The 22,985-nt window shown below is 59.5% G+C and carries 20 protein-coding genes and 1 pseudogene; 9 read left to right on the top strand and 12 right to left on the bottom strand.

Features of this window, described 5'->3' with window-relative positions; all coding sequences use genetic code 11:
* Window positions 1-293 (top strand): transposase (locus GCT13_RS41430; RefSeq protein WP_193727883.1); only part of this gene is annotated, 293 nt, incomplete at its 5' end.
* Between the two features lie 31 nt (window positions 294-324).
* A complete protein-coding gene (gene rraA / locus GCT13_RS41425; protein ID WP_087739557.1) occupies window positions 325-828 on the top strand; it encodes a ribonuclease E activity regulator RraA in 504 nt (167 codons plus the stop codon).
* 64 nt (window positions 829-892) lie between these two features.
* Here rraA and GCT13_RS41420 read toward each other — a convergent pair.
* Window positions 893-1,039: pseudogene (locus GCT13_RS41420) on the bottom strand (helix-turn-helix domain-containing protein); the annotation flags it as partial.
* An 87-nt stretch (window positions 1,040-1,126) separates the two neighbouring features.
* Between GCT13_RS41420 and GCT13_RS41415 the strand changes: the two are divergent.
* Window positions 1,127-1,858 (top strand): glutamine amidotransferase, encoded by a 732-nt coding sequence (locus tag GCT13_RS41415; protein WP_087739558.1) that lies wholly within the window; start codon window positions 1,127-1,129, stop codon window positions 1,856-1,858.
* Window positions 1,859-1,955: 97 nt separating this feature from the next.
* Window positions 1,956-2,654: an aspartate/glutamate racemase family protein gene (locus GCT13_RS41410; protein ID WP_152767617.1), complete on the top strand. Its 699-nt coding sequence runs from the start codon at window positions 1,956-1,958 to the stop codon at window positions 2,652-2,654.
* Between the two features lie 305 nt (window positions 2,655-2,959).
* Here GCT13_RS41410 and GCT13_RS41400 read toward each other — a convergent pair whose 3' ends face one another.
* The 5 genes from GCT13_RS41400 to GCT13_RS41380 are packed head-to-tail and all read right to left on the bottom strand — an operon-like array spanning window position 2,960 to window position 8,355.
* Entirely contained in the window at window positions 2,960-4,108 is a 1,149-nt protein-coding gene (locus GCT13_RS41400) for a branched-chain amino acid ABC transporter substrate-binding protein (RefSeq protein ID WP_152767616.1), read from the bottom strand.
* 5 nt (window positions 4,109-4,113) lie between these two features.
* Window positions 4,114-5,199, bottom strand: a complete 1,086-nt coding sequence (gene hppD / locus GCT13_RS41395; RefSeq protein ID WP_152767618.1) for a 4-hydroxyphenylpyruvate dioxygenase — start codon at window positions 5,197-5,199, stop codon at window positions 4,114-4,116.
* Window positions 5,200-5,224: 25 nt separating this feature from the next.
* Entirely contained in the window at window positions 5,225-6,625 is a 1,401-nt protein-coding gene (locus GCT13_RS41390; RefSeq protein ID WP_087740113.1) for an amino acid permease, read from the bottom strand.
* Window positions 6,626-6,641: 16 nt separating this feature from the next.
* Entirely contained in the window at window positions 6,642-6,971 is a 330-nt protein-coding gene (locus GCT13_RS41385; protein WP_087740112.1) for a cupin domain-containing protein, read from the bottom strand.
* A gap of 55 nt (window positions 6,972-7,026) precedes the next feature.
* Window positions 7,027-8,355, bottom strand: coding sequence for an NAD(P)/FAD-dependent oxidoreductase (locus GCT13_RS41380; protein WP_152767615.1), 1,329 nt, complete (start codon window positions 8,353-8,355; stop codon window positions 7,027-7,029).
* A gap of 251 nt (window positions 8,356-8,606) precedes the next feature.
* On the opposite strand from GCT13_RS41380, the gene GCT13_RS41375 reads away from it, so the two are divergent.
* Window positions 8,607-9,296: a TetR/AcrR family transcriptional regulator gene (locus GCT13_RS41375; protein WP_087740416.1), complete on the top strand. Its 690-nt coding sequence runs from the start codon at window positions 8,607-8,609 to the stop codon at window positions 9,294-9,296.
* Window positions 9,297-9,612: 316 nt separating this feature from the next.
* On the opposite strand, the gene GCT13_RS41370 is transcribed toward GCT13_RS41375, so the two are convergent.
* Entirely contained in the window at window positions 9,613-11,205 is a 1,593-nt protein-coding gene (locus tag GCT13_RS41370; RefSeq protein ID WP_152767614.1) for a tetratricopeptide repeat protein, read from the bottom strand.
* A 1,263-nt stretch (window positions 11,206-12,468) separates the two neighbouring features.
* On the opposite strand from GCT13_RS41370, the gene GCT13_RS41365 reads away from it, so the two are divergent.
* Both GCT13_RS41365 and GCT13_RS41360 read left to right on the top strand, forming a co-directional pair.
* A complete protein-coding gene (locus tag GCT13_RS41365) occupies window positions 12,469-12,762 on the top strand; it encodes an HU family DNA-binding protein (protein WP_268958032.1) in 294 nt (97 codons plus the stop codon).
* 258 nt (window positions 12,763-13,020) lie between these two features.
* Window positions 13,021-13,389 carry a hypothetical protein gene (locus tag GCT13_RS41360; RefSeq protein ID WP_227747277.1) on the top strand — a complete coding sequence of 123 codons (369 nt, stop codon included), beginning with the start codon at window positions 13,021-13,023 and terminating at the stop codon, window positions 13,387-13,389.
* A gap of 53 nt (window positions 13,390-13,442) precedes the next feature.
* On the opposite strand, the gene qatD is transcribed toward GCT13_RS41360, so the two are convergent.
* From qatD to qatA, 4 genes are all read right to left on the bottom strand, one after another.
* The gene (gene qatD / locus GCT13_RS41355; protein WP_087740313.1) at window positions 13,443-14,210 is read right to left on the bottom strand and encodes a Qat anti-phage system TatD family nuclease QatD; all 768 of its coding nucleotides are present in this window, start codon (window positions 14,208-14,210) and stop codon (window positions 13,443-13,445) included.
* Window positions 14,207-15,580, bottom strand: a complete 1,374-nt coding sequence (gene qatC / locus GCT13_RS41350; RefSeq protein ID WP_087740312.1) for a Qat anti-phage system QueC-like protein QatC — start codon at window positions 15,578-15,580, stop codon at window positions 14,207-14,209. The genes qatD and qatC overlap by 4 nt, the downstream gene beginning before the upstream one ends.
* On the bottom strand, window positions 15,577-16,374 hold the full coding sequence (qatB, locus tag GCT13_RS41345) for a Qat anti-phage system associated protein QatB (RefSeq protein ID WP_321574965.1): 798 nt from the start codon (window positions 16,372-16,374) through the stop codon (window positions 15,577-15,579). Before qatB ends, qatC begins: the two co-directional genes overlap by 4 nt.
* An 82-nt stretch (window positions 16,375-16,456) precedes the next feature.
* Complete coding sequence (qatA, locus tag GCT13_RS41340) at window positions 16,457-18,415, bottom strand: Qat anti-phage system ATPase QatA (protein WP_087740311.1); 1,959 nt, start codon at window positions 18,413-18,415, stop codon at window positions 16,457-16,459.
* 415 nt (window positions 18,416-18,830) lie between these two features.
* On the opposite strand from qatA, the gene GCT13_RS41330 reads away from it, so the two are divergent.
* Both GCT13_RS41330 and GCT13_RS41325 read left to right on the top strand, forming a co-directional pair.
* Window positions 18,831-19,205 (top strand): GIY-YIG nuclease family protein, encoded by a 375-nt coding sequence (locus tag GCT13_RS41330; protein ID WP_143811230.1) that lies wholly within the window; start codon window positions 18,831-18,833, stop codon window positions 19,203-19,205.
* 621 nt (window positions 19,206-19,826) lie between these two features.
* Window positions 19,827-22,712 (top strand): hypothetical protein, encoded by a 2,886-nt coding sequence (locus GCT13_RS41325; protein ID WP_152767613.1) that lies wholly within the window; start codon window positions 19,827-19,829, stop codon window positions 22,710-22,712.
* On the opposite strand, the gene GCT13_RS41320 is transcribed toward GCT13_RS41325, so the two are convergent.
* Window positions 22,694-22,985: transposase (locus GCT13_RS41320; protein ID WP_193727883.1), on the bottom strand; the 292-nt coding region annotated here is incomplete at its 5' end. The two genes, GCT13_RS41325 and GCT13_RS41320, sit on opposite strands and share 19 nt — an antisense overlap.

The following is a 22,985-nucleotide window of genomic DNA, read 5'->3' as shown; positions in this document are numbered from 1 at the left end:
ATCTGATTGTCGACGGACTGCCCGCACACAAAAAGGCCGTCGTGAAGGACTACGTTGCCAGTACTAACGGCAAACTGACCCTGCACTTTCTGCCCGGTTATGCACCGGACCTCAACCCGGATGAGTTGGTGTGGAGCCACGTGAAGCGCACAGGCGTCGCGCGAAATCCCTTGCGCAAGGGCGAAAAGCTCGGTCCGAAAGTTCACGACCAACTTGCACAGGTCCAGCAAAACCCAGAACTCGTGCGCTCGTTTTTCAGGCATCCGTCTGTCGCCTATATTTCTGATCTATGAGTAATCGGCTCCGGAATGGCCAGAGGTGTGAATGGATATGACTACCGCTGACTTGTGCGATTCGCACGAGGCATTGTTCGAGAGTGGGAGTTTGCGTGTGCTTACCCCGATGTTTCAGCAGTACGGCGGAGCGAAGCGCTTTTGTGGGCCTGCTGTCACAGTAAAAGTTTTTGAGGAAAACGGACTGATACGTGACGTTCTGAATACAGAGGGTGGCAGACGTGTACTCGTTGTTGATGGCGGCGGCAGTTTGCGCTGTGCTCTGGTCGGCGGGAATCTAGGCGAAATTGCTGTCGCTCGTGGATGGGCTGGCGTCCTGGTCTTTGGTGGGGTACGCGATCGTGAGGAGATGTCACAGTGTGACGTTGGAATCGCGGCGATCGGTATGAACCCTCGGCGCTGCGCACGAGGTTCAGGGGGGCAGCGCGATGTAACAGTCGCGCTTCCAGGCGCCACTGTGCGTCCGGCGGAATGGATCTACGCAGACCTGGATGGTGTGCTCGTTTCCGGCAGCGAACTAAAATGGAAAGGTTAACCCGCGGCAAATTAATCTTGGCGCATGGTTACATGCAAGGCCTGGTTTGCGGTCCTTGGGCTGGCGCGACGCTAAGACGCTCTTCGAGATTTTTGACCCGGGTCGTGATGTTCGATTGCACCCTGTTTAGGTTGGCCGCAGCCTTGGTGACAACGCCGAAATTCACGACAGCCTTGAAGATTTCAAGTGAATCCAAATCGATATTTCTCATTTCAAGAAGCCCCGTTCACCATTATTCATTTTTCAAGATTCTCTGTTCAAGCTAGACTGATGGCCTTTCTAGCACCGCATCTCGCTCATGACTTCTCCCTCGATACTTATCGTTCAGGTCGGTACACCTCCCGCTGAGGTGCGTGACCCGTTTGGTGATCTGCCTGATTGGTTTTGCCGTGCGCTTGGATGCACGGCTGAGGCCGTCGAAGTAGTCCGCGTGTTCGAAGGAGAGAAACTGCCGAGTCCCGACGCAAGTCGCGTAGCCGTGATTACAGGGTCTTGGGCAATGGTGACGGACCGCCTGCCTTGGAGCGAAGAGGCGGCGCAGTGGGTTCGCGATGCGATGGAAATCGGCATGCCGCTTTTCGGGGTGTGTTATGGCCATCAACTTATGGCCCATGCGCTAGGCGGCCGGGTCGACTACCACCCGCGAGGGCGAGAAGTGGGTTGCAAGGAAATCAGCCTGTCGCCGGCGGCAGCTGAAGATTCTTTCTTGAGGAACTGGCCCGAGGTGTTCAAGGCGCACTTGACGCACGAACAATCGGTCATCAAATTGCCGCCGGGTGCGCAGGTTCTGGCATCCTCGGAACACGATCCGCATCAGATCGTTCGATACGGACCGAACGCCATCTCGACCCAGTTTCACCCGGAATTCACACCGCAGGTGTCTGAGGCGTGTATTCGGCGACGCGCGGACGTCTTGCGTGCCGAAGGCGCCGACCCCGACGTTCTGGTAAGCGAACTCGAAGACACGGGTGAGGCCAGACGGCTTCTGAAGACTTTCGTTGAGTTGGCTTGTTGCGAGCCGTCGCGTTAGGCATGTCGGCGCGATCCGTTTTTCTCAGGGGCGCCCGATGAACGGGCGATGTTCCTGATAACGAGCAAGTTTTCGATATTCAAACGAGGCAAACAAAATGCGCAAGATAGGCTTGATTGGCGGCATGAGCTTTGAAGGCTCGTCCGTGTACTACCGTCAAATCAATGAGGCTGTACGCACCCAGCTTGGCGCCTTGCATTCGGCAGAACTGCTCATGTTTTCGGACGATTTTCAAGGCATCGTCGATATGCAAAAGTCGAACCGCTGGGACGATGCGGGTCGCCGTCTCGCCGATGTCGGACGTGCGCTCGAAGATGCGGGCGCCGAGTGCGTGCTCATTTGCGCCGTGACGATGCATCTCGTTGCCGACGCGGTTGAAGCTGCCATCAAAGTGCCACTCATCCACATCATCGATGAGACCGCCAAGCGCCTTCAAGCGGCTGGCTGTCAGCGACCTCTGCTGATTGCGACGCGATATTCGATGGAAAACGGCTTCTATCAGGAGCGGATGAAGCGTCACGACATTGGAGTCGTCGTTCCTGATGCGGATGGCCGAACGAAGGTCCATAGCATCATCTTCGACGAGCTCTGCGCCGGAAAGGTGGTGGATAGCTCGCGCGATGTGTTGATTGCTCTCATCGAGAAGGCAAAGGCCGATGGCGCGGACTCCGTCATTTTTGGGTGCACCGAAATCTGTTTGATTCTCGAGACCGACAAGCTGCCGCTGCCGGGTTTCGACTCGACGGCCATTCACGGCGAAGCTGCCGTCGCGTTCGCACTCGGCAATCCTCTATGAGTCAACCGTTCTGGGGTGCAGCAGGTAGTTGGCCAGCGCAAGACAGTCTGGGACGAACACGCCGCAATAGCTGACGCTATCGCGAGCAGTTATGGTGGGGCGAAGGTCTGCAACGGGGCCAAGATTGGTACATTCGTCATCGGCCTGCAGTCGCCCTTGAAAGGACACGCATCGTCACCCTTTTGCGGAACTCGAAAGGCCCGCTCCTGGTCAGCAAGCGGACCATCGACTTCTGGGCGGCGATCGCGCTTCGACGACCAGCGACCTTAAGCCGCTCGTCGCCGCACAGCGAAAACGCGCCGTGTTCAGTTTGCGCCGGAGGTGTGCGAACCCGTCACCGTACTCACCGGCTGGAACTTGCCGCCTTTCGCCTCATACAGTGTCACTGCCGCAGCGCGGAGGTCGCCTTTGGCGTCGAAGGCGATCTTGCCGGTCACACCGTCAAACTCCACCTTCTTCATCGCGGGCAGATAATCGGCTGGCGCGGTCGAATCAGCCAGCTTCATCGAGTTGATCAGCGCCCAGGTAGCATCGTACGCATACGGTGCGAACAGCACGACCGACCCGAATTTCTTGTATTTCGCGGCAAACGCCGGGCCGTTTGGCATCTTCTCGAGTGGCTGGCCGGACTCGGCGGAGACCGTACCCTCGGCGGCGGCCGGACCCGCCAGCTGAACGAACTTGTCCGTTTCGATCGCTGATCCAACAAGCGGAGTCTTCATAGCAAGGCCCGTCATCTGCTTGCGAAGCGGACCCGCCTGAGCATCGACACCGCCATAGAACACGGCCTGTGCATCTTTCGACTTGATCGACGTGAGGATGCCACGGAAGTCCACGGTTTTATCGGAAACGAATTCCCTGTCGATAACATCGACGCCTGCGGCCTTCAGTTCCTTGACGACGAGGTCCGCCAGTCCCTGACCATAGGACGACCGGTCGTCGACAACAGCTACACGCTTGTATCCCTTCGTTTTTGCCATGTACTGGGCGATGACCCGTCCGACTTCGCTATCGTCGCCGATTACCCGATGCGCTGTGGCGAATCCCTGCCTCGTCAGTTCAGGGTTGGTTGCCGATGGCGAGACCTGCGGAATTCCCGCACCTGCATATACCTTCGATGCGGGAATCGTTGCCCCCGATGTGATATGGCCGACCACGCCGTTTACCTTCTGATCGACGAATTTTTGCGCGACGGTAACAGCTGTTTTTGGATCAGCCGCATCATCTTCGGATACAAGCTGGAAATGGACAGGCTGCCCCTTGATCTTGATGCCGGCAGCGTTGGCATCCTCGATGGCAAGCCGCACGCCGTTTTCCGCATCCTTTCCTACGTGTGCAACTTGCCCCGTCAGCGGGCCGCCAAAGCCGATCGTGACCGTCTGGTCAGCGTGAGCGACTCCCGTCAGAAGCACGGAGCACCCGACCAGCAGCGTGTGTTGAATTTTCGGTTGCATGTTAATCACCTTGCATCAGATGTCTGGAGAACGCCGCGCCGGATCTGGTCGCGTTCCATCGACTGGAACAGCGCCTTGAAGTTACCTTCGCCGAACCCGTCATCGCCCTTGCGCTGGATGAACTCGAAGAACACCGGACCCAGCAGCGCCTGCGAGAAGATCTGCACCAGCAGGCGCTTGCTTCCGTCTTTGGTCGAGCCATCGAGCAGTAACCCGCGTGCCTGCAATTCACCGACATTCTCGCCATGACCGGGCAGGCGTTCCTCGAGCATTTCGTAGTAGATGTCGTTGGGGCCTGTCATCAGCGGGATGCCTGCCATCTGCAAGGCGTCCACGCTTTTGAAAATGTCATCGGTCAGCAGGGCGACGTGCTGGATGCCTTCGCCGTTGAACTGCATCAGGAACTCTTCGATCTGTCCTGAACCCTGTTTGGACTCTTCGTTGAGCGGGATGCGAATCTTGCCATCGGGTGCGGTAAGGGCTTTGGAAGTCAGTCCCGTGTACTCGCCCTGGATGTCGAAATAGCGGATCTCGCGGAAGTTGAAGAACTTCTCGTAGAACGAAGCCCAGTGCGCCATGCGTCCGCGATAGACGCTGTGCGTGAGATGATCCACGACCTTAAAGCCGTGACCAACCGGGTGGCGGTCCACACCGGGCAGGTACTCGAAATCGATGTCGTAGATGCTCTTCCCATCCTCGAAACGGTCGATCAGGTAGAGCGGAGCGCCGCCGATGCCTTTGATGGCTGGCAGGCGCAGCTCCATCGGACCCGTCGGGATATCAACCGGCTGTGCGCCAAGTTCGATTGCCCGCGCATAGGCGTGATGCGCATCCTTGACGCGGAATGCCAGACCACAGGCAGAGGGACCATGTTCAGCGCCGAAGTACGACGCGACGCTTTGCGGCTCATTATTGACGATGAAGTTGATATCGCCCTGACGGAACAGCACGACCTGCTTGCTGCGATGACGCGCGACCATCGTGAAGCCGAGTTTCTCGAACAGCGGTTCGAGCACGCCCGGTGTGGGCGAAACAAACTCGACGAATTCGAAGCCCATCAGGCCCATCGGATTGTCAAAGAGATCAGACATGGAAGTGTTCCAGAAGTAGAGTGAATCAGGACGAAGCCATGATGGGTTCGGGATGACGGCCACGGACGCAGCGATATGCGAAGTACACGACACCGATCCACACAGGGATTGCGAACGCGGAAGCACGGATGCCCGGCGTCAGCAGCATCACGCCGACGATCAGCGCCATGAATGCGAGACACAGATAGTTGGTGACAGGGGAAAACGGCGCGGGGAAACCAGACTTCATGCCGGGCGCCGTGCGCGACTTGCGAAAGCGCAGATGCGTCACGATGATGGTGACCCAGGTGATGACAAGCGCAGCCACGATCAGCGACATCAGGATTTCAATCACGCTTGCCGGTGCAACGTAGTTCAGTACGATGCACAGCGCGGTGAAGATTGCCGGATAGATGATGGCCCGGACAGGCACGCCCCGGCTGTTGACCTGCATCAGCGATTTCGGCGCGTTGCCTTCGCTTGCCATGCCGTAGAGCAGCCGGCTGTTGCAATACACCATGCTGTTATAGACAGAGAGCGTTGCCGTCAGAATCACGAAGTTGAGAAGATTTGCCGCCAGGGTTTCGCCGATGCCCGAGAAGACGAGCACGAACGGGCTGTTGCTGTACGTGCCGCCCCCTGTCTTGAGTTGGGCGAGCAGATGGTCCCACGGTGACAGCATCAGCAACACCGCCATCGAACCGATGTAGAACACCAGCACACGGAAGATCAGCTGGTTGATGGCTTTCGGAATGACCTGACGCGGCCTGTCAGCTTCTGCGGCGGTAAAGCCGAGCATTTCGACGCCGCCGAACGAGAACATGATGAACGCCATCGCCATCACGAGACCGGAAACACCGTGCGGAAAGAATCCACCGTGCGACCAGAGGTTGCCAACCGACTGGCCCGGCCGATCCGTGCCCACGATCATGTAGACACCTACTGCAATCATCGCGATGACCGCCACGATCTTGATCAGCGCAAACCAGAACTCCACTTCACCGTAGATCTTCACATTGATGAAATTCACCCCATTGATAATGACGAAGAAGACGAGCGCGGTGACCCACGTCGGAATGCCCGGCCACCAGAACTGTACGAACTTGCCGACCGCCGTCAATTCGAGCATGCCGACCAGCACATACAGCGCGACACAATTCCACCCGGACAGGAAGCCCGCAAAGCGCGAACCATAGCGGCTGGCGAAGTGGCTGAACGAACCGGCACATGGTTCCTCGACCAGCATCTCGCCGAGAAAACGCATGATGAGAAACGCGACCAGTCCGCCGATGGCGTAGCCGAGCAGCATCGAAGGTCCGGCAAGTTCGAGGACGCCGGCGGAGCCGAGAAAGAGGCCAGTGCCGATCGTGCCGCCGAGTGCGATCAGCTGGATGTGCCGGTTCTTGAGCTTGCGCTCCAGATGACCGTGAGTGGAATTGGTTTGCATGCTGTTCTCCGACTTGTCAGTTGGTCACGAAGAACAGCTTCGCGTGAGTGCCAAAATATTTGACCGTGGCGCCTTTGCAGAGCTCGATCACGTCGCCCGGACGGCCCTCGACGCGCGTGCCATCGCTGGCTTCGACGCCGAACACGCCTTCGAGCACGAGGATCACTTCGTCGTACGTGAGCGTCTTGGGTTCGCAAAGCGCTTCGTGCCAGCGTCCAAAGCCGCAGGGCAGGACTGCGCCTTCCTTGTCGGAAATGGCCCACGAGATCTCTGCTGTGCCATCGGCGGCTCCCCCGCGATCCTTGGTCTGGATCGTGTCGCCCTTGATCAGTCGAATGCTCCGCATGTCTATGTCTCCTTGATTGAATAAAAGTGGTGCGCCGTGCGCGAGTGCGCTTGCGCTACAGTTCGTGCCGGCCCGAAGCCCGTTCGCGCATCAGCGTCAGATGCACGCCGATATCGCGGATCGGGCGGGGCGGGATATAACTGGCCGTTCCCTGGACCAGAAAGTCGTCGGTCAGCTCGCTGCGCTCGCCATTCGCAAGCTCTGCAATCAGCATCCCCGCAGCGGTGTGACGCACGATGCCTGCGCCGTTGCAGCAGGCGGCGGCATAGACGTTGTCGCTGACCTGACCGAAGGCGGGCGCGTGGTTGTGCGAAACGGCGAGCCAGCCCATCCAGAAGTGTTCGATGTCGAGCGAGCCGCCAAGGTGTCCGAAGCGGCGCGCGAGCAGTTCCGTGTGTTTCGCGCGAGCGGCATCGCGACGCGCCTCGTTTGTGTTGAGCGACGGGGAATAGTCGAATCCCTGGCGGATCAGCAGCCGCTTATCGGCGGTGAGTCGCAGCGTCGAGCCGGCGACGCCGTGCGCGGGGGTGATACCCCAGCTATCATCGGTGCCGAGTCTTGCCTGCTGGTCGGCCGTCAGCGGCTTGGTGAGGCTCGCGAAGAGCAGAACGGGAATCTGTCTGTCCTGAAAGACGCCAAACGACGGCGAGAACGCGTTCACAGCAAGAATGAGCTTGCCGAACCGGATGCGGCCTGCGGGCGTGCGGACATACGGCGATCGCCCGTTGAATTCGACTTCGACCACCGGCGAGTTTTCGTACAGTTCGACCTCGGGCGGTAGGCTGTCGGCAAGTCCGCGCACAAGTGCTGCAGGATTCATGAGGCAGGTGCCCGGCGTGTAGATCGCGGAGTGGTAGTAGCGGGTGCCCAGCCGGCGTTCGAGTTCGTCGCGCGTTAGCGCCTCGTACGATTCGCCCCACGCGCGCAGGTTCGACGCATAGGTATCGAGCACCTTGCCAGCGACTTCGCTCGTCACGGCAGCGTGATAGCGGCCGCGTCGCTCCCAGTCGCATTCGATGCGATGGTCCTGGATGAGACGTTCGAGCTCGGCGAGTGCGAAGCGTCCGACGCGGATCGCCTGGCGACCCTGTTCCACCGATGCGGCGGAAGTGGAGGGCGCGTGCGGCAGATCGATTGCGAAGCCGGAATTGCGTCCCGACGCGTTTTCGCCCACGACGCCGCTCTCCACCACGGCGATCGACTCCCTCGGCCGGAGTGCCGCCAGCCTGCGCGCGGCGGCCAGTCCGGCATATCCGGCCCCGATGACCACCCAGTCGAAATCCCGCTCACCGACGAGTGACGCCCGCGGCGACCGCTTGGGTAACAGGGCGCTCCATCCATTGGTGTGGTCGTCGTTCGGGAGGCGGTCAATCAGGCGGGGCATGTCGAATCCAGGTGAGGTGCAAAAACGCCGCGAACTTTCAGCGGGCCCCTCAACTATAGAAAAACAATAAATTATTATTATTGGTGTTTGTACCTATCCTGCCGGAGAAGACCGTTGCAGGTGGAAACGAATTTAAAAGGGCACGATCCAGCGCGCGAAGAGCGGCTCCGCGGGGCTTCCGCGTAGAATGGGATTGCGAATAAGCGAGAAGTATTTATTATTGTTTTCGTGTGACTGAACAGGCGAGAACCATGGAATCACCATCACAGCCCGCGCGCACGCGAACGCCGCAGAGCGAACGCATCGAGGCGACACAGCGAAAAATCATCGAATCAGCGCAGCGACTGCTTCGCGAGGAGGGCTTCAAAAGTGCGACGCTGCAGAAGATCGCACGGGGGGCCAACGTCTCGCTTGGCGCTCTGCAACACCACTTTGAAAGCCGCGACGCGTTGATGGAGCGACTGGTTGACGAAGCAATGGCACCATTGAGTGACCACGGTGGGGTATGGCCTGATCCCGCGCTTCCGCTGCGTGAGCGCGCGGAATCATTTGTCCTGCAGGCATGGAAGCAGATCTTCGGCGCTCGTGACTACCTCACGGCGTGGAGTCTGTTCTTCGGCTGCAAGGCCACGCCATCGATCTTCACTCGCATCGACGCCAAGCGTGCGAGCGAGGACAAGAAGTTTTTTTCGCTGTTCCTGGCGGCGTTTCCCGAGCTTGACGAATACCATCCCCATCCGAAAGGATTCACGTCCTCGGTGTTTTCTACGCTACGCGGTCTGGGCGTATTTGAATTGTTCGACGTATCGTCGAGCGAGAAGCGCGAGGAGCTTCAGGCCCTCGTAGAGACCATCGTCAGGGCATGCTCGCCGGTCGTTGTCGACGGGTCCAGGGCGAAGTCGAAAGCGCGCCAGCCACGCAAAGTCACAACACTGGCCTAAAGAGGGGCAGCGCCGCTGGCCGTGCGACGCTCCCGGCGCTGCGCAGCAGATTGCGATGCAGTGAGCCACGACAAGTCGAATTACCTGACGGTTGTGGTCGAGGGCAAGGCCACTGGCTGCCGTCGGAAATGACGTGGTCAGTCAGATGGCCGCTCAGCACATGTCACCCGACGTAGCAGTTTTGGTCGGACGAAGGTCGGTTCGATGCGTTCGTTGTCCTCCCGAATTCCACCATGAACGGTGGTTCGCCGACACGGCATTCTTCCATGCCAATCGCTCGCATCCAATTGGCGCTCATCTGTAAGAGAAGCCGCACTTACCACACGCCATCGTCAGGCGCGGTGATCGCATACGACTCAACCACTCCGTATCGCGCGAGCGCCGCACTCACGTCCGGACGATGCAGCACGTCGTCGAGGCGACGCGCCATCGTCGCGAGAAAAGGCGTGAGGTTAGGTCTGGGGGCATAACCCTGATTGCTCGCAAGCTCGTAGTTACGAGTCAGCGGATCCTCGAGGCGTCCGAGGATGATCTTTGCCAGGCCGTCTTTGTCGTCCATGCACAGCAAGGCCGCCCGTACGGACTCGGGGTCGAGGTTGGGATTTTCTAGCAGCGAGTCGGTGGCGGCGCGAGCTTTCGCCTTGTCGCCCAATTGCGCATAAGCACAAGCCTTCACCTGCGCTACCTCTGACATGCCGTACGGGCTCGCGGTATTTTCGTTCATGTCACGCACTGCGCGCAGCGCCTCCTGCGGTCGTTCAAGCCGATAGAGCATCTCTCCCAGGTTAATCGCCTGACTGGCAGTGTCCTTTTTTTGCCTTTCTGCTTCGTCGCGCGCGGCCTGCGCGGCGTACAGGGCGTCGTCCCACCTTCCTAGGCGCGACAGCGCTTTCGCACGCGTGTCCAGCATCCAACGCAAATTGTCAACGAGGTCGTCGAATGCCGGCTGGCCAGCGGGGGCGCTGTTGACCTTTGCGAGCGCGGCATCAGACACCGCGAGCGATTCGGCCGCTTGGCCCGAATTCCGTAGTGCCTCGGCGAGCATATGCATCGCGGCGATTCTGCGCGGTTGAGCGGTAGCCTGCGCTCGCACATAGTCGAGGTAACGCTGGGTCACCGCGTCCTTGTCCGTATAACGCGAATCGTCGAGCAGAGCCTGCCGGTAACGCTTGTCCGCTCGAAGCCTGACAATCTGGTACGGATCGGTAATCGCCTTCAGGTAGCTTCGAGCCTGATCGTTCTCGCCGCGGTCGACGTCGTATTCGAATAGTTCTGCCCAGAAGGACTGAAGGCCCGTGCGCTTCGCTTCGTCGTCGGGGCTGTAGCCGGCCTGCCACAGTGCTTGCTGCACCATGTGCCGGTGATAGCCGCCATCGTTCATCTCGCGCGTGCTGTCCATGACCGTCCAGATTATGTCGATATCTATAGCCTGCGCTTTGACAGGGTCTACGAGCAGCGCAGCGCTCAATGCGTCGGCGGCAACGTATTGGCGATTCGTCGTAATTGCGGCAGCAAGCAGCGCTTTCCAGTATTCGACATTCCGCAGTCCCGGGGCAACGGCGCCGGCGCGAAGGATGCTCCCGTATGCGCCCTGCGAATCGCCACTTGCACTCTGACAAATCGAGAGTCCGACGTATGCGGTGAACCGCAATCGCACCTGTGCCCGTTTGAACTCCGGCGATGCCACGAGCGCAAGCAGCTCGATTTCGGCACCTTTATGGTCGCCGTCGTTCAATTTTTCCCACGCGGTGAGCAGCTTTCCGGCTGGGTCGCGGAGTGCGGGCGCGGGCGAGCTTGACGGCATCTGGAAGGTGCGCGTTGTCGCATCGGCGTGCAGTGACGTGATGCCTAGGCCCGTGATGGCCAGGCAGGCAGCCGCGAAAGCGGCGAACTTACGAATGGTCTTCATGTTCAACGGTGCTAGCCGCCACTTCTTGTCGTGCCTTCTACCCCAAGAAGGGGTAGTCGGGCCAAGCGGCGTTATAACAATGGGATATTGCTGTCCTAATGCTGCTCAATGTCTATCGGCAATCTCGTGATTGTCTTTAGTGTTCAGACTGGAACGCGTTTCCCTGAAGTGTTACTGAGGCGAACAGATGAACCTGTCCGCAATCAGCAACGCTGCACAGAATATAAGCATGGCGAAATCTATCAGCATATTAGGGAGTGTTTTTGAGTAATTCTTTTGTGGTTGAAATTTCTTCAAAATTGCATGGAAATTGCGATGATCTCCGTGATATACATTCCATGTCACACGTCGGCTGCGCACACGGCCACTGACGTTAGGGCCGCCTCTTCCGATTGAAGAGCTTCGGTGGTGACCGCTAGCGTGGACGGGTTTGGACCGGTGGCGCGCTAGGGATATCCGACCACGGGGGATGGGTCCTGAGATAACGGACGCGCTGGCGAAGCTAGAGGCGCGGGACCTGCAAATAGTCTGGCGGAACCATTGCATATGCGATGGTGGAAGGAGCCTCGGCGATACCGCCGGGGGCCTTCGGCTATTCCTTTCTATCCTCGATCGAGGATATCTACGCTATACCCTAAGGGAGGATATGTTTGCTAAAGCATATCCTCAATCTTGAGGGGCGATACGCGTGCGCGGAATCTGCTTTTTCGCTGACCAGGGGAGGCGTTATGGAGCCAAGCGTTTCCGAGCTGATGTTCTAGCTAGCTGCGGCCGCCCTGGCAAGCAGTATCTCTTCGCCGACGTCGGGTCACCTTTGCTCTCGGTCCGCGCAACGTCTGTCTGGGCTTGTAGGGGCGGTGGACGTGTCGAGCGGGCCTGTAGATGTTTATTTTTCGGGGAATGCTCCTGCGCCCGTTTGGGACCCTGCTGACCAGGGCGTTGCGGAGATAAGCACTTTATCGAGGCCATGTCGCCGTCCGACGCTTTGCCGCGCCTGCGGCGCGATCTGCGGATGCCGACCTCCGGGGCAACTTTGCGCTTGAGCGGAACGGACGTCAAAATCCGGTTCGGACGATTGATTTGCGCCATGGGAGGGAGCTTTTTCGGAAATTTCCGAACAGCGGGGCATCGATGAAACTGACGATCGTGCGATGTATTTTGGCTGCAGGCGCATCCATCGATTGAAGCCGCAACCACGTAGCACCTTGTGTTCTGCCCTCCAGATGTTGTAGCGTGCCAGTTCGGTTCGCATCAGCGGACACCATTTGGGAACACAGGATGAACAAGCAGGAACTGATTGACGCTGTAGCTGCCACGACGGGCGAAAGCAAAGCAGGTACCGGTGAAACCATTGATGCAATCATTGAGGCAGTTACGCGAGCGGTCTCGAAGGGCGACACGGTGCAGCTGATAGGATTTGGGTCGTTTTCAACGGGCGCGCGAGCAGAACGGAGCGGCAGGAATCCATCGACGGGCGAGACCATCACGATTCCCGCGGCCAAGACGGTCAAGTTCACAGCCGGCAAGGCATTCAAGGACGCCGTGAACGCGTCGTAGTCGGGACCGGGTGCACCACGCGCCCGTTGCCGCATTTGGACAGCATTCGAGCTTAAACCGCCTGTGGCAGACTGCCGGGTTTGCCTGTGTTCACCGGCATTTGTCCACGACTCGGCTACAATGGATTAGAGTTGTCCCGGGCCGGTAATTAGCTAAATGAGTTCGAAACGTAGCGGGGGTGGGGCGTCGCGCTCGCGTCGGCCGCTCACCAAGACAATGTTGTTGCCGATGGACCAGGCCTCTGTTCGGGAGCAGTCATTGGCCTATCATCTGGCACTCGCAACCTGCCGCAACGGTCACGGGAACGGGCATCTTTGCAATGAGTTGATGCGCGCGATATACGTCGCATGGTTCCTTCAACAGGCTGGCTACGGCAACGAACCCGTTGAAAAGTTTAAGACGACGGAGCACGCAATCGAGGACGCCTTGGCGCGCGCTCACGAATCGAATGAATGGCTTCTCGCTGGCGACGCAATGCCGGCGTTTGAGGGACTGCTTGCGTTGCATGACTCGCAATTGGCTGTCGCGCCACTTCACAAGATAATTGAAGCGGAGCGGCGACTAAAACACTTTCTCGCAGGTACAGCCTCTTCGCCGATTCCTGAGACGGATCGAGGCGACTTTTGACGCTGATCGCGAGTGTGCGCCGTCAATTCAAGAAGTCCGAACTCGTCTAGCAGTCAGGTTGTTACCAGTCGCTTCAGATTGTGCAGTATCTGCGCTGCAACAGATTCGATGGGGAGGCTCAGCAGCACCGCGAGTTCAGACACCGTACGTGCGACATCGCGAGGTCGAGTTGGCTGGCCATCCTCAACCACGAATGGCCCATCTGTCTCCGTCAATACACGTTCCAACGGCAGGCCGCTGATGAGCTTGCGATGTTTGGCCGACCGGAGCATCTCGGCGTTAACCGAGAAGAAGCAACCCATTTCGACGGCTCGGCGAGCCTCGGCGGCGGTGCCGGTGAACCAGTGCAGGACGGCCTGCCCGCGGTCGACAGGTAGTGCGCGCTCGAGGTGACCCAAGACCTTGGCTACCGAACGCACGCTGTGGATGGTCAGGATCTTGTCGCCGTGTTCAGCGCAGGCGCGAAGGATATGGTCAAACACCCGTTCCTGTGCCGGGAAGCTGCGATAGAAGCGTGGCCCAGCGTCCAGCCCGATCTCGCCGACATAACGGGTATCGGGAAGATAGCGTTCGAGTAGCGCCAGTTCGCTCTCGCGTTCGGCGACCAACTGTGGGTGCAGTCCCAGCGCTACGCGCACATGCGGCGAGTTCTGGGTCAACTCGCGATTGCGTGGCCACGCCTTTGGTGTGGTGGTGACGGCGAGGGTCGCCACGCGTTCCCGGTCACACTCGGCGATCAGCGCCTCGTGGTCCGGATAGAGGTCCAAGTGGCAATGGAAGTCCACCCACTGTGGAGTCGATCGTGTCGATGCCGCCGTCATAGTGGTCCCGCTCGCACACCACGCAAAAGGCGCCCGACTTCCTGGAGTCCGGCAACGTACACGGCTTCGTAGTCCGTCAGCCTGTCGGGGTGATCAATCAGGGGGCCGGGGCGATGGATATCAAACCGCGCCCGCTCGGGATTCCTGGCCAGGCGCGATAAGGCGAGTTGGAAGGAACGCACGTCCTTACCCTCCGCCCTGTTGGTGTCGAGCATCTGTGCGCGCAGGTTCGCGATCCGATAGGGCGTCCAATCCCGCCCGAATGCCTCACGAATGGCAGCACGACGGATGAGGCACGGGACGCAGCGACCGCAATGCTTTGGCACGCGTTCACTGGGATCGGGATCATAGCGCCGGCTGCCAGGGGACGAACAGGACATCGTATTCCGCGCTTCGCGCCGGAGAAATTCCTGATCGGCGCAACGCGTCGTCATTTCACCCTTTGTCATGAAGGCATAAGGATTTTCCAGACGAACGGTCAACCCGAGCCCGCGTAAGAGGTCATCAAACCGCGCCATGTAATACGGATGGGTCGTGCGGGTACTCAGTGCGCCCAGGCGCAACGGGTCCAGCGGCACATTCAGTGAAATCAGCCCGTTTTCTGGCACGTGAACCACCATGTCCCCGCCCACCGCGTCCGCGGCCACGGCAGCCAGGGAGAAGAACAGGAAGGAGCGGCCACGCAGGGTGTCCTCGATATCGCTTTCCTCCACCGTATCGGTCGGAAATCCGACGCGAGCGCGGATATGTTGAAATGCAGCGTCGGGATAGCGACCCGCCAGGGCCCCGACGCAGTGGGTCTGATGGGAACTGGTGATCCCATCCCAATAGTGGCTAACCAGTAACGGCGCCTGTCCGCTGGCCAGCAGATCAATCGCACCGATGAAGCTGTCAAGCCCGCCGGAAAAGAGGCATACGGAGGTGGGATTGGCTAGGCGTAGCTGGTCGGGTTCCGGCGCCATCTCACCGACGCCCGAAGGGCGGGGACGGAAGTACACGCACCATCGATCTCCCGTCAGGAAACCCAGCATGGTCGTAATAAGCGGCACCAGCGCTGCCCATCGCGCTGGATCGTGGACCGGCAGGTGCAGATCGATTTCGCGGGTCCAGGCATCCTGCGCATTCGAAGCGCGCGAGATGCGTGTATCTGCTGCTGTCACGGTGGCAGCGAGCAATACAAGGTCTACCGCAGTTTCCGACGGTCGCAGGCCCAACTGGGCAAGCTGTTCAAGCGTGCTGCCGAGCCCAAATTCAAGTCGATTCTGGCTTTCCAGAAAATTGACGTCCGTCTGCTGCGTATCCGTACGGCTCACCGATACATGACCGGTGTCAGACGCTCCGAGTCGGGCGATGATGCTGTGATGTCTCATGATGCGGCCTCACCGGCGGCGGCGACTAGGTCGAACGCCGTTTCGTAAATCTGACTGACGACGGTATCGAGCTCGCGATCGGACAGCCTTTCGAGCCCATCGAGCCGTCCGGCCAGTTGCCCCCTCGTCGCGCCGTCGACGAAATCGTGCAACTGGTCCTGCGTATCTTGCACGGCGTCCACATCATCCGGAAGCGTGATGCCACGTTTCCCGATATCGGCCATTACTCGACCCTCGATAGAGCGCACGATAAAGTCGAGGAAGAAGTCCTGCAACTGCTCGCGCGTGAGGGAGTCGAAGCTCCCGGCATCCCCCTCGGCCAGATCTCCGATTGTTTCAAGCATCGCCTGCCGGGCGATGGCCTCGTCGACCGTGCCGCCCGGTGGGCAGATGAACTCCAGCATCGAAACGAATACGTCCGCGGCCGGTTGCCCGGCGAGTCCGTCGAGATTGAGCCGGCGTAGCGCCTCAACGGGGCCCAGCTGCTGGACGTCCCGAACTACACCGAGCAGTCCCCGGGCCGCCGCGCGGGATGCGCCCATGCGCCGGGCAGCCCGTCGGGCGCCGCCCGTCCCGCTGCTGACGTAGCTGGCGACGGCCCTGCCGAGCGCGCTCCCGCTGCCCGTGCGAGCGAAGCGCGTGAAGCTGCCACGCGCACCGCCGAGCGAACCTGTACCCGAGGTATCCGGTCCCTGGGGCGTGTGCGGTCTCGGCGGCGTCTGCGCTGGAATCGGGCCCGCAGGCGGCACGGGCTGCTGCGGCGCCGACGGCGGTGTTACCGTGGGCGCCGGCATCGCGGGCGGCGTCGGATCATCAACGAACGAGGGTACGAGGCCGCTTGCCGGTCCCCCGTAGGCTTTCGAAGTCCCCATCGCGTCAGCCCCGTTGCGCCAGCTTGGCGATACCGTGAGCCGCCTTTTGCAGAACCTTGTTTTCCGTCTGCTCGGACCAGGCCTTCAGGATCGTCTGGAAATCGGTGGCCACGCCAGCGTCGCGAAAACATGCGCCCCAGCTCGACGCCGCCCAAGTACCGAGCTTCTCGATGGGCAACTCGCGGACGAATTCCAGGGCCCGACGCTGAAGCGCCGGATGCACAGTCACTAGGCGTACAAGTCCGTCCACCCCTTTAGGTTTGGCATTGAACTTGTCTTCCTGCAGGATTCGGCCGCGGAGCGTGTCGAACACCTCTTCGGATTCGGGAGCGGTGAGCCTGGCGATCTCGTCGGCGGCGCCGCGTACCATGAGGGTCGGGCCCATGAGTTTCTCGACCAGCCCCTCGAGATGACTCGCCGCCGCGAGGCCTCCGAGCGAACTGCGCTTGTCACGCGTTACGAAAACGTAGGGACGAAGATCGACGTTGATCAGGGACGGTTCCATCGCCGCCCAACTGATGGCCCACTGATTCTTGTCCCACTCTGCCACTTCGGTAGCGACGGCCGCTTGAGTTCCGCGGGAACCCTTGCGCGCTTTGGTCGCGCCCTGTTCGTCATCCTCGTCGTTAGCCGTAGTGGGATGACGCACGTGCTCTTCGAACTGGCGCACCGCATCGGGCTGGCCGTCGGGGTGATGGGCGGCCAGCCGTGCAATCTGCTCATAAAAATCCGGGTAGAAGCGTTCCGCAAGCATGATCTTCGCGAGCACGGGTCGCTGGATATCGGTACCGAACCCACGTTCCTCGGCGATCGCCTGTCGTAACATCAACGAGTTCAGGAACCGTTTGATCTGCCGGGGGTTGCCGCGTGTACCCTCGCTGAGGATCTGCGTGACGTGGGCGCTAATCACGAGTGCCTGATCCACTTCGGTGGGCACGGACCCACCCATCGCGCTTTCAACCGTACGACGATCCAGGCCTCGGCTCTTCCACGGACGCTTCATGTCTTCGCGCGCGGCGTTGAGCAGGGCCAGGAACCGCGCGTCGTCGGAGCCGAGCGCGTTTTCTGCCAGCAACAGTGTCACGTAGACCCGTGTCTCGGCAGCACCAAGCGCGGGTATCCGGAAGGGCACCTGGATAAGTTTCTCGAGGTAATTCCGTGCGTAACTGACGGGGCCTGCACTTGGCGGCAGGTCCGGGAAGTGTTCGCGTACTGCGTACTCGATCATCAGTTCGTCCGCGCCGATGACGAAGGCGCTACGCTCGACGAAGAGGAACAGTCTGATCGCTTCCAGGGTCGCGATTGCTGTTTTCGGCAGACACCTGTCCAGATCATCCACGATGACCACGAGGCGGTCGACGTCCGCGGCATCGAGCAATTCCTTGAATTCCTTGCGGAAGGCGTGGATATGCTCGGGCAGATTGTCGCTGGACTCGTCTGCGTCCTTGATGAAGTCGCCAGCCTTTTCGGCTGCGGCCTTCAGGTCTTCCGCTGTGATGTGCTCCTGGGGTTTGGCCAGGAAGCTTGCTGCGAACTCATAGAGTCCCTTCACCTGGTCGAAAGTCGGTATGCCGGTTGCCGCCGTCAGGGCGAAGCCACCCGCCTTGCGGGCGAGCTTCAGCCAGTCGATACGCTTCAGTACCTTTTTGGCGATCTCCTTGACTTTCTCAGATGTCGGCCGCGCACGGCGAAGTTCATCGACAATGGTTTCGAGTACGACAGTCTTGGCGTCTTCAAAACCTTCGAATGTCCATCCGTTAAACCACAGGCAAAGTACCCGATCGTTGCCGGCGAAAGATGCTTCGAGCATCTTGAGGACACTCGATTTACCTGCGCCCCAATCGCCATGAACGCCGACGGTCACCGGCGAGTCGAGTGTCTTGTCCACCAGTTTGACGACAGTCTTCGCTATCGCTTCGTAATACAGGAGATCGGTTGCGGTCTCCTGGTCATTCAGAAACATGTGGTCTCCTCTGTGCGGGGCGATGATTCGACTTCGGTGATGAATGGACGTCGGCGAGAGTATAGCGACGATGTCGGTGACGTGCCGATAACTACTGTTGCTTACGGCTGATCCCGCAAAGTGCGCAGCCGTGAGCGCTAGATTGTGGAATCGGCGCGCGCGCTTTCGGTGCGACTTATAGCAACACGCTCGGCTCGGAGCAGGGCGCTGGACTGAATCCAGTTGGCTACAAGGGCAGTTCGGGCAAGTTCCACAACGCGGAACTTAACTTGAAGTATCGAGCGGGAAAGGCGAGGGCGAGGTGTTGGGCAGCTAACAGACTTCATAGAGCAAATCCGTATCCTGCCTCTTGCGGTAGGCAACCATCCCAGTCCTCAAACTCAGCTTTTTTTGACATTCCCCAACAGGACCTCCAATGAAAAAGCCTGTTCCCGTTCGCACTACAGCGGAAGAGCCCGTCGACGCTAAGAGATCGGCCATTCCGCCAGGTCGCATGGCAATCTCTGGCACCGTGCGCGGTCCCGACTGCGCGATTCCTTCGCTCCCCGGAATCTATCGCCACGTCGGTCCGACGGGAGAGATCGACTACGCGGGCCAGACGAATGATCTGCGGCAGCGTCAACAGCAGCATGAACGACTCGGAAAGCTCAACCTAGACAAACAGCGCGTCGCATTTGCAGTTGCGCCGCCGGGCACGAGCAAAGACGCATTGATTGAGACGGAAAAAGCGCATATTGCTCGTCATCAACCATCAGGTAACAAGACTCGTGGTGGGAATGGTCGACGGTAATTGGGATGGGGAGCGTTTCGACTATGGAAGTGCGCTCGCGTCTCCCCGTTAGTCGAGACGAGAATCAGCCGGACCTTCCCGCCGTTGCATTGCACGATTGCTGCTGCACGGCCAATGATGATGCCCATTTACCTCCGGAGAGCTGATGCCGCCGCTCGGCGACCGCGAACCCGGCAAGGGTTGGAATGCTGCTCCCTCTCTCCGTCGGACTCTTTGTCATGAACCGCGTGATAGCGAGCGTGTGTTCGATTATGCGAAATGCATAAATCGACGTAAGCACGCAACCCTTCAGTTTTTGTCACAAGCTGCCGTTGATGAAATTGTTGAATCGGGCTCTGTGTGAGACGAGATCGTCGAATGAGCATGAAGGGGGTGAGAGGTTTCAGTGCGTTGTCTATCGGGTCTAGGATGTGCAGTCATGCCCCAGCCCCCTTGGGGATAGCTGGCATGGGTAATTAGTTGACGATTGTGGGCTCGTCCCGGCGCGTCGTCGGGCGCAACTAGATGTAGCGGGGGCCGTCCGGAACGTAATGTGTGCGCGCTCCAGAACGCGGAACTCAGTTAGTATGTCGGCCGGAAAAATTAGAACAGACACGTCAAGTCCGGGGGCGATGAATCACGATGGCGAAGGAATCAATGAAGGTGGGGCATCAGAACGGGGTTCGCGATAGTTGGAAGGAAGCAGAGGCGGCCATCAATTTTTGGCAGGCTCTTGAGTACCTTGCTCCACAGTCTCCACCGGCCGTGAAGCTGGAAGATTCGGTCTGGGAGTTCGAGCGCGACGCAGTTGACCGCGAATTGCCATGGCGTGACTCGAAGAAGCGAGCCATTCTGGATCGCCAGATCGGTCCGAACAGGAAGTTTCAGCTCTTCGCGGGCATACTCAATGGCGGCTATTTCATTGAGAGCGCGCGCCGCTACCTCAGTGCAGACCCGATCGACAATTCGGAATTGCGCCCAACCTCACCGGCCGCTTGTGTTGTTCTAAATGTCAACGGCGAAGGAATGGCGAGCGGGCAGGTGTTTGTCAGCACCGTGCCGTGGGCGATGGGGCAGATTGCAAACGCGCGGAACCAGTCAGCGGCGCTTGATTTCCGGGGATTCTTCGGGATTGGTGGACTTGAAGAGCAAATCCGCGAGAAAGTGCAGGACCTTATGGTCGAACGCCGACTCCTTGCGAGAATAACCTGTGAAGTGCCCAGTGACGAAAGCACTGCGGAAGAGACCACGCCGGTGCCGCGTGTAGACGCTTGCGTAGAAGGCGATGCGCCTGCGGTCGCGGAGTTCCGCCCCGAGCCACCTCCTTTGCGGCCAGTAACGTCGGGCGATGTTCAAGTCATTACCAATCTGGTCTTTGAGCTCTCGGGCTGGCATCCGGAGCAGCTTGAGAGGTGGCGCATCCAGGCTCTCTGGGCGCCCGAAAGCGAGGCGGTGGACAGCGAAGCTTCAAAAGCGTCCCAGGATGATCCTCTGAACAGCTTCTATGCTGAAGATCTGGAAGACGTAGGCGACGCGGTGGCGGCGCGGAAAATCGGCGTCGGTTTAGAGGCATATCTGAAAGGGGAGGATTCAATCGGCCGCGTTGACCTGGAGTCGGAGGTTGACCGGTTGATCGACGGTGTCCATCCGTCGAAACTACCGGCTGGCTGCTGGCCGGCGAAATTCCCTCTGGTCACAGCCCAGCAGTTCGCCGTCAATACCGTGATGAATGATCTTGCCGACGGTGCCGGTCTCTTCTCGGTAAACGGTCCACCCGGTACCGGCAAGACCACCATGCTCAAGGACATTATTGCTGCCGTCGTGGTGAATCGCGCGGATGTCCTCGTGGACTTCGATACGCCCACGTCGGCCTTCGCAAAACGCCTTGGCATTGAAGACTATCAGTATCCGGTGTATGAGCTCGACGCGCGTTTGCGGGGCTTTGGGATCGTGGTGTCATCCGCCAATAACGGAGCGGTGGAGAACATCACGAAAGAGCTACCGGGACTGGCTGCGATCGCGCCGGGTATCGACCTCGATTATTTCTCGGTGCTGGCGGATTCGGTAGCCGCGCCGCAGAAGGCGAAACAACGTGCGGCGACACAGGAGCGTTGGGGCCTGGTTACCGCGGTGTTGGGCAACAAGAGCAATCGCAGCCAGTTTGCGACGCGCTTCTGGTTCTCGGGGCTGCCGCAGAAGAAAACGGATGGAAAGCCACAGCCCAAACCGGATCCGCTTCGATTGCGCTCCCTGCAAGATCTCGTTAAGACGGGCGAGCACGGCGCGCTATCGTGGGAAGAAGCACGCAGTCAATACCGTCAGGCGCGCAAGAGAGTGAACGGCTTGACGCGTATGGCAGCCAACGTCGCCGACGCCATTCAGCTGAATACGCGCGCAATGGCCGAAAAAAAGGTGGCCCTTGCAACATTGACTAACAATGAGCAGGCCCACATCGGTCAGAAGGAAGCGGTGCGCCGGGCACAGGCCAGTTTGGAGACCGCTATTCGCGAGGACGAGCGCGCCGTACATCAGGTATCGATCTGCAAGACATGGAGCAATGCCGATGCGGAGAGGAAGGCACAGCAGAAAGCCTATGATCTGCTGCGGGAGACGGTAGACCCGGCCGCATTGGACAATGCTGGTACCGGGCATGAGACCGCGGTAGCCGCGATACGTGGCATTCAGACGGACATGGAATTCCACTTTCGAGGCAAGCCGGGATTCTTCTCTGAACTCTTCCGTACACAATACAGCCGTCGTTGGAATGTGCGTGGTGTTGAGCTCGAGCAGCAACTGCGCGAGGCGCGCGTGAGAGAAGCGACTGCGGCTGACCGACTCGCCAAGGAGCAAGCTTTCGGACGAAAGCTCGGCACACTGGCGGAGGCCGTCGCGGCTGCCAATCGACATGAAGCGAACTGCAGGAAGGAAGTCGAACGCACCCGGATATCGCTCGATGATATCTGCCGTGACGAAGGAGATGCCGGGCTGCCGGCCCGACTTCTCGACAGGTTGACCCAGGCGCGCGATCGTTCAGCCATCATCGTTCGCGATGCACGCGACACCTTGGGCCATGCGCAGACGCTGCTGGGCGCTACCCAGCAGCGCATTGATGAGGCACAGTCTCGGGTGACGCGGGCCGACGCGGATCTCAAAAAGGCGCAGCGCGCGCTATCCGCATCAGAGGTGCCTGCGGACAAGATTGCCCTATGGGATCTTTCAAAGCTGGATCGAGATTCGTTGCACCGTGCAGCGCCCTATGAATTTACGGCGCTGTTCGAGGCGCGCCGTGACGTTTTCGTCGCCGCTATGAAGCTGCACCAGGCGTTTGTCGTGGCGGCGTGGAGCCGCTTGTCTCGCACGCTTAGTGCGTTCGTGAGCCTGCTGCAGGGCAACCTCAATGTCACCCAGATCGAGAAGGGGCCGATTCATCTCTGGGACGCGTTTTTCCTGGTAGTTCCAGTGGTCTCCACGACCTTTGCCTCGTTCCCGCGGCTCTTTCGGAGTATTACTCATAGATCAGAAATATAGGCGACAGACGGATGCCTGAAAAACGAGCGCACGAGTTCTGGGTTTTGCTGGACCTGTGCAAGTTGGTCGTGAACTTTCGGACCGAGCTTTTCGCCCTTGCGCAAGGGATTTCGCGCGACGCCTGTGCGCTTCACGTGGCTCCACACCAACTCATCCGGGTTGAGGTCCGGTGCATAACCGGGCAGAAAGTGCAGGGTCAGTTTGCCGTTAGTACTGGCAACGTAGTCCTTCACGACGGCCTTTTTGTGTGCGGGCAGTCCGTCGACAATCAGA

Origin of the sequence: Paraburkholderia franconis, assembly GCF_009362735.1 — a bacterium.
Classification (GTDB): domain Bacteria; phylum Pseudomonadota; class Gammaproteobacteria; order Burkholderiales; family Burkholderiaceae; genus Paraburkholderia; species Paraburkholderia franconis.
The sequence above is the reverse complement of the archived record's forward strand: the minus strand, read 5'-3'. Positions and strand labels throughout refer to the sequence as shown.

Coding starts and splice junctions, on each gene's coding strand:
- rraA (WP_087739557.1), top strand. CDS start 325: ATGGATATGACTACCGCTGACTTGTGCGATTCGCACGAGGCATTGTTC.
- GCT13_RS41415 (WP_087739558.1), top strand. CDS start 1,127: ATGACTTCTCCCTCGATACTTATCGTTCAGGTCGGTACACCTCCCGCT.
- GCT13_RS41410 (WP_152767617.1), top strand. CDS start 1,956: ATGCGCAAGATAGGCTTGATTGGCGGCATGAGCTTTGAAGGCTCGTCC.
- GCT13_RS41400 (WP_152767616.1), bottom strand. CDS start 4,108: ATGCAACCGAAAATTCAACACACGCTGCTGGTCGGGTGCTCCGTGCTT.
- hppD (WP_152767618.1), bottom strand. CDS start 5,199: ATGTCTGATCTCTTTGACAATCCGATGGGCCTGATGGGCTTCGAATTC.
- GCT13_RS41390 (WP_087740113.1), bottom strand. CDS start 6,625: ATGCAAACCAATTCCACTCACGGTCATCTGGAGCGCAAGCTCAAGAAC.
- GCT13_RS41385 (WP_087740112.1), bottom strand. CDS start 6,971: ATGCGGAGCATTCGACTGATCAAGGGCGACACGATCCAGACCAAGGAT.
- GCT13_RS41380 (WP_152767615.1), bottom strand. CDS start 8,355: ATGCCCCGCCTGATTGACCGCCTCCCGAACGACGACCACACCAATGGA.
- GCT13_RS41375 (WP_087740416.1), top strand. CDS start 8,607: ATGGAATCACCATCACAGCCCGCGCGCACGCGAACGCCGCAGAGCGAA.
- GCT13_RS41370 (WP_152767614.1), bottom strand. CDS start 11,205: ATGAAGACCATTCGTAAGTTCGCCGCTTTCGCGGCTGCCTGCCTGGCC.
- qatD (WP_087740313.1), bottom strand. CDS start 14,210: ATGACGGCGGCATCGACACGATCGACTCCACAGTGGGTGGACTTCCAT.
- qatC (WP_087740312.1), bottom strand. CDS start 15,580: ATGAGACATCACAGCATCATCGCCCGACTCGGAGCGTCTGACACCGGT.
- qatB (WP_321574965.1), bottom strand. CDS start 16,374: ATGCCGGCGCCCACGGTAACACCGCCGTCGGCGCCGCAGCAGCCCGTG.
- qatA (WP_087740311.1), bottom strand. CDS start 18,415: ATGTTTCTGAATGACCAGGAGACCGCAACCGATCTCCTGTATTACGAA.
- GCT13_RS41330 (WP_143811230.1), top strand. CDS start 18,831: ATGAAAAAGCCTGTTCCCGTTCGCACTACAGCGGAAGAGCCCGTCGAC.
- GCT13_RS41325 (WP_152767613.1), top strand. CDS start 19,827: ATGGCGAAGGAATCAATGAAGGTGGGGCATCAGAACGGGGTTCGCGAT.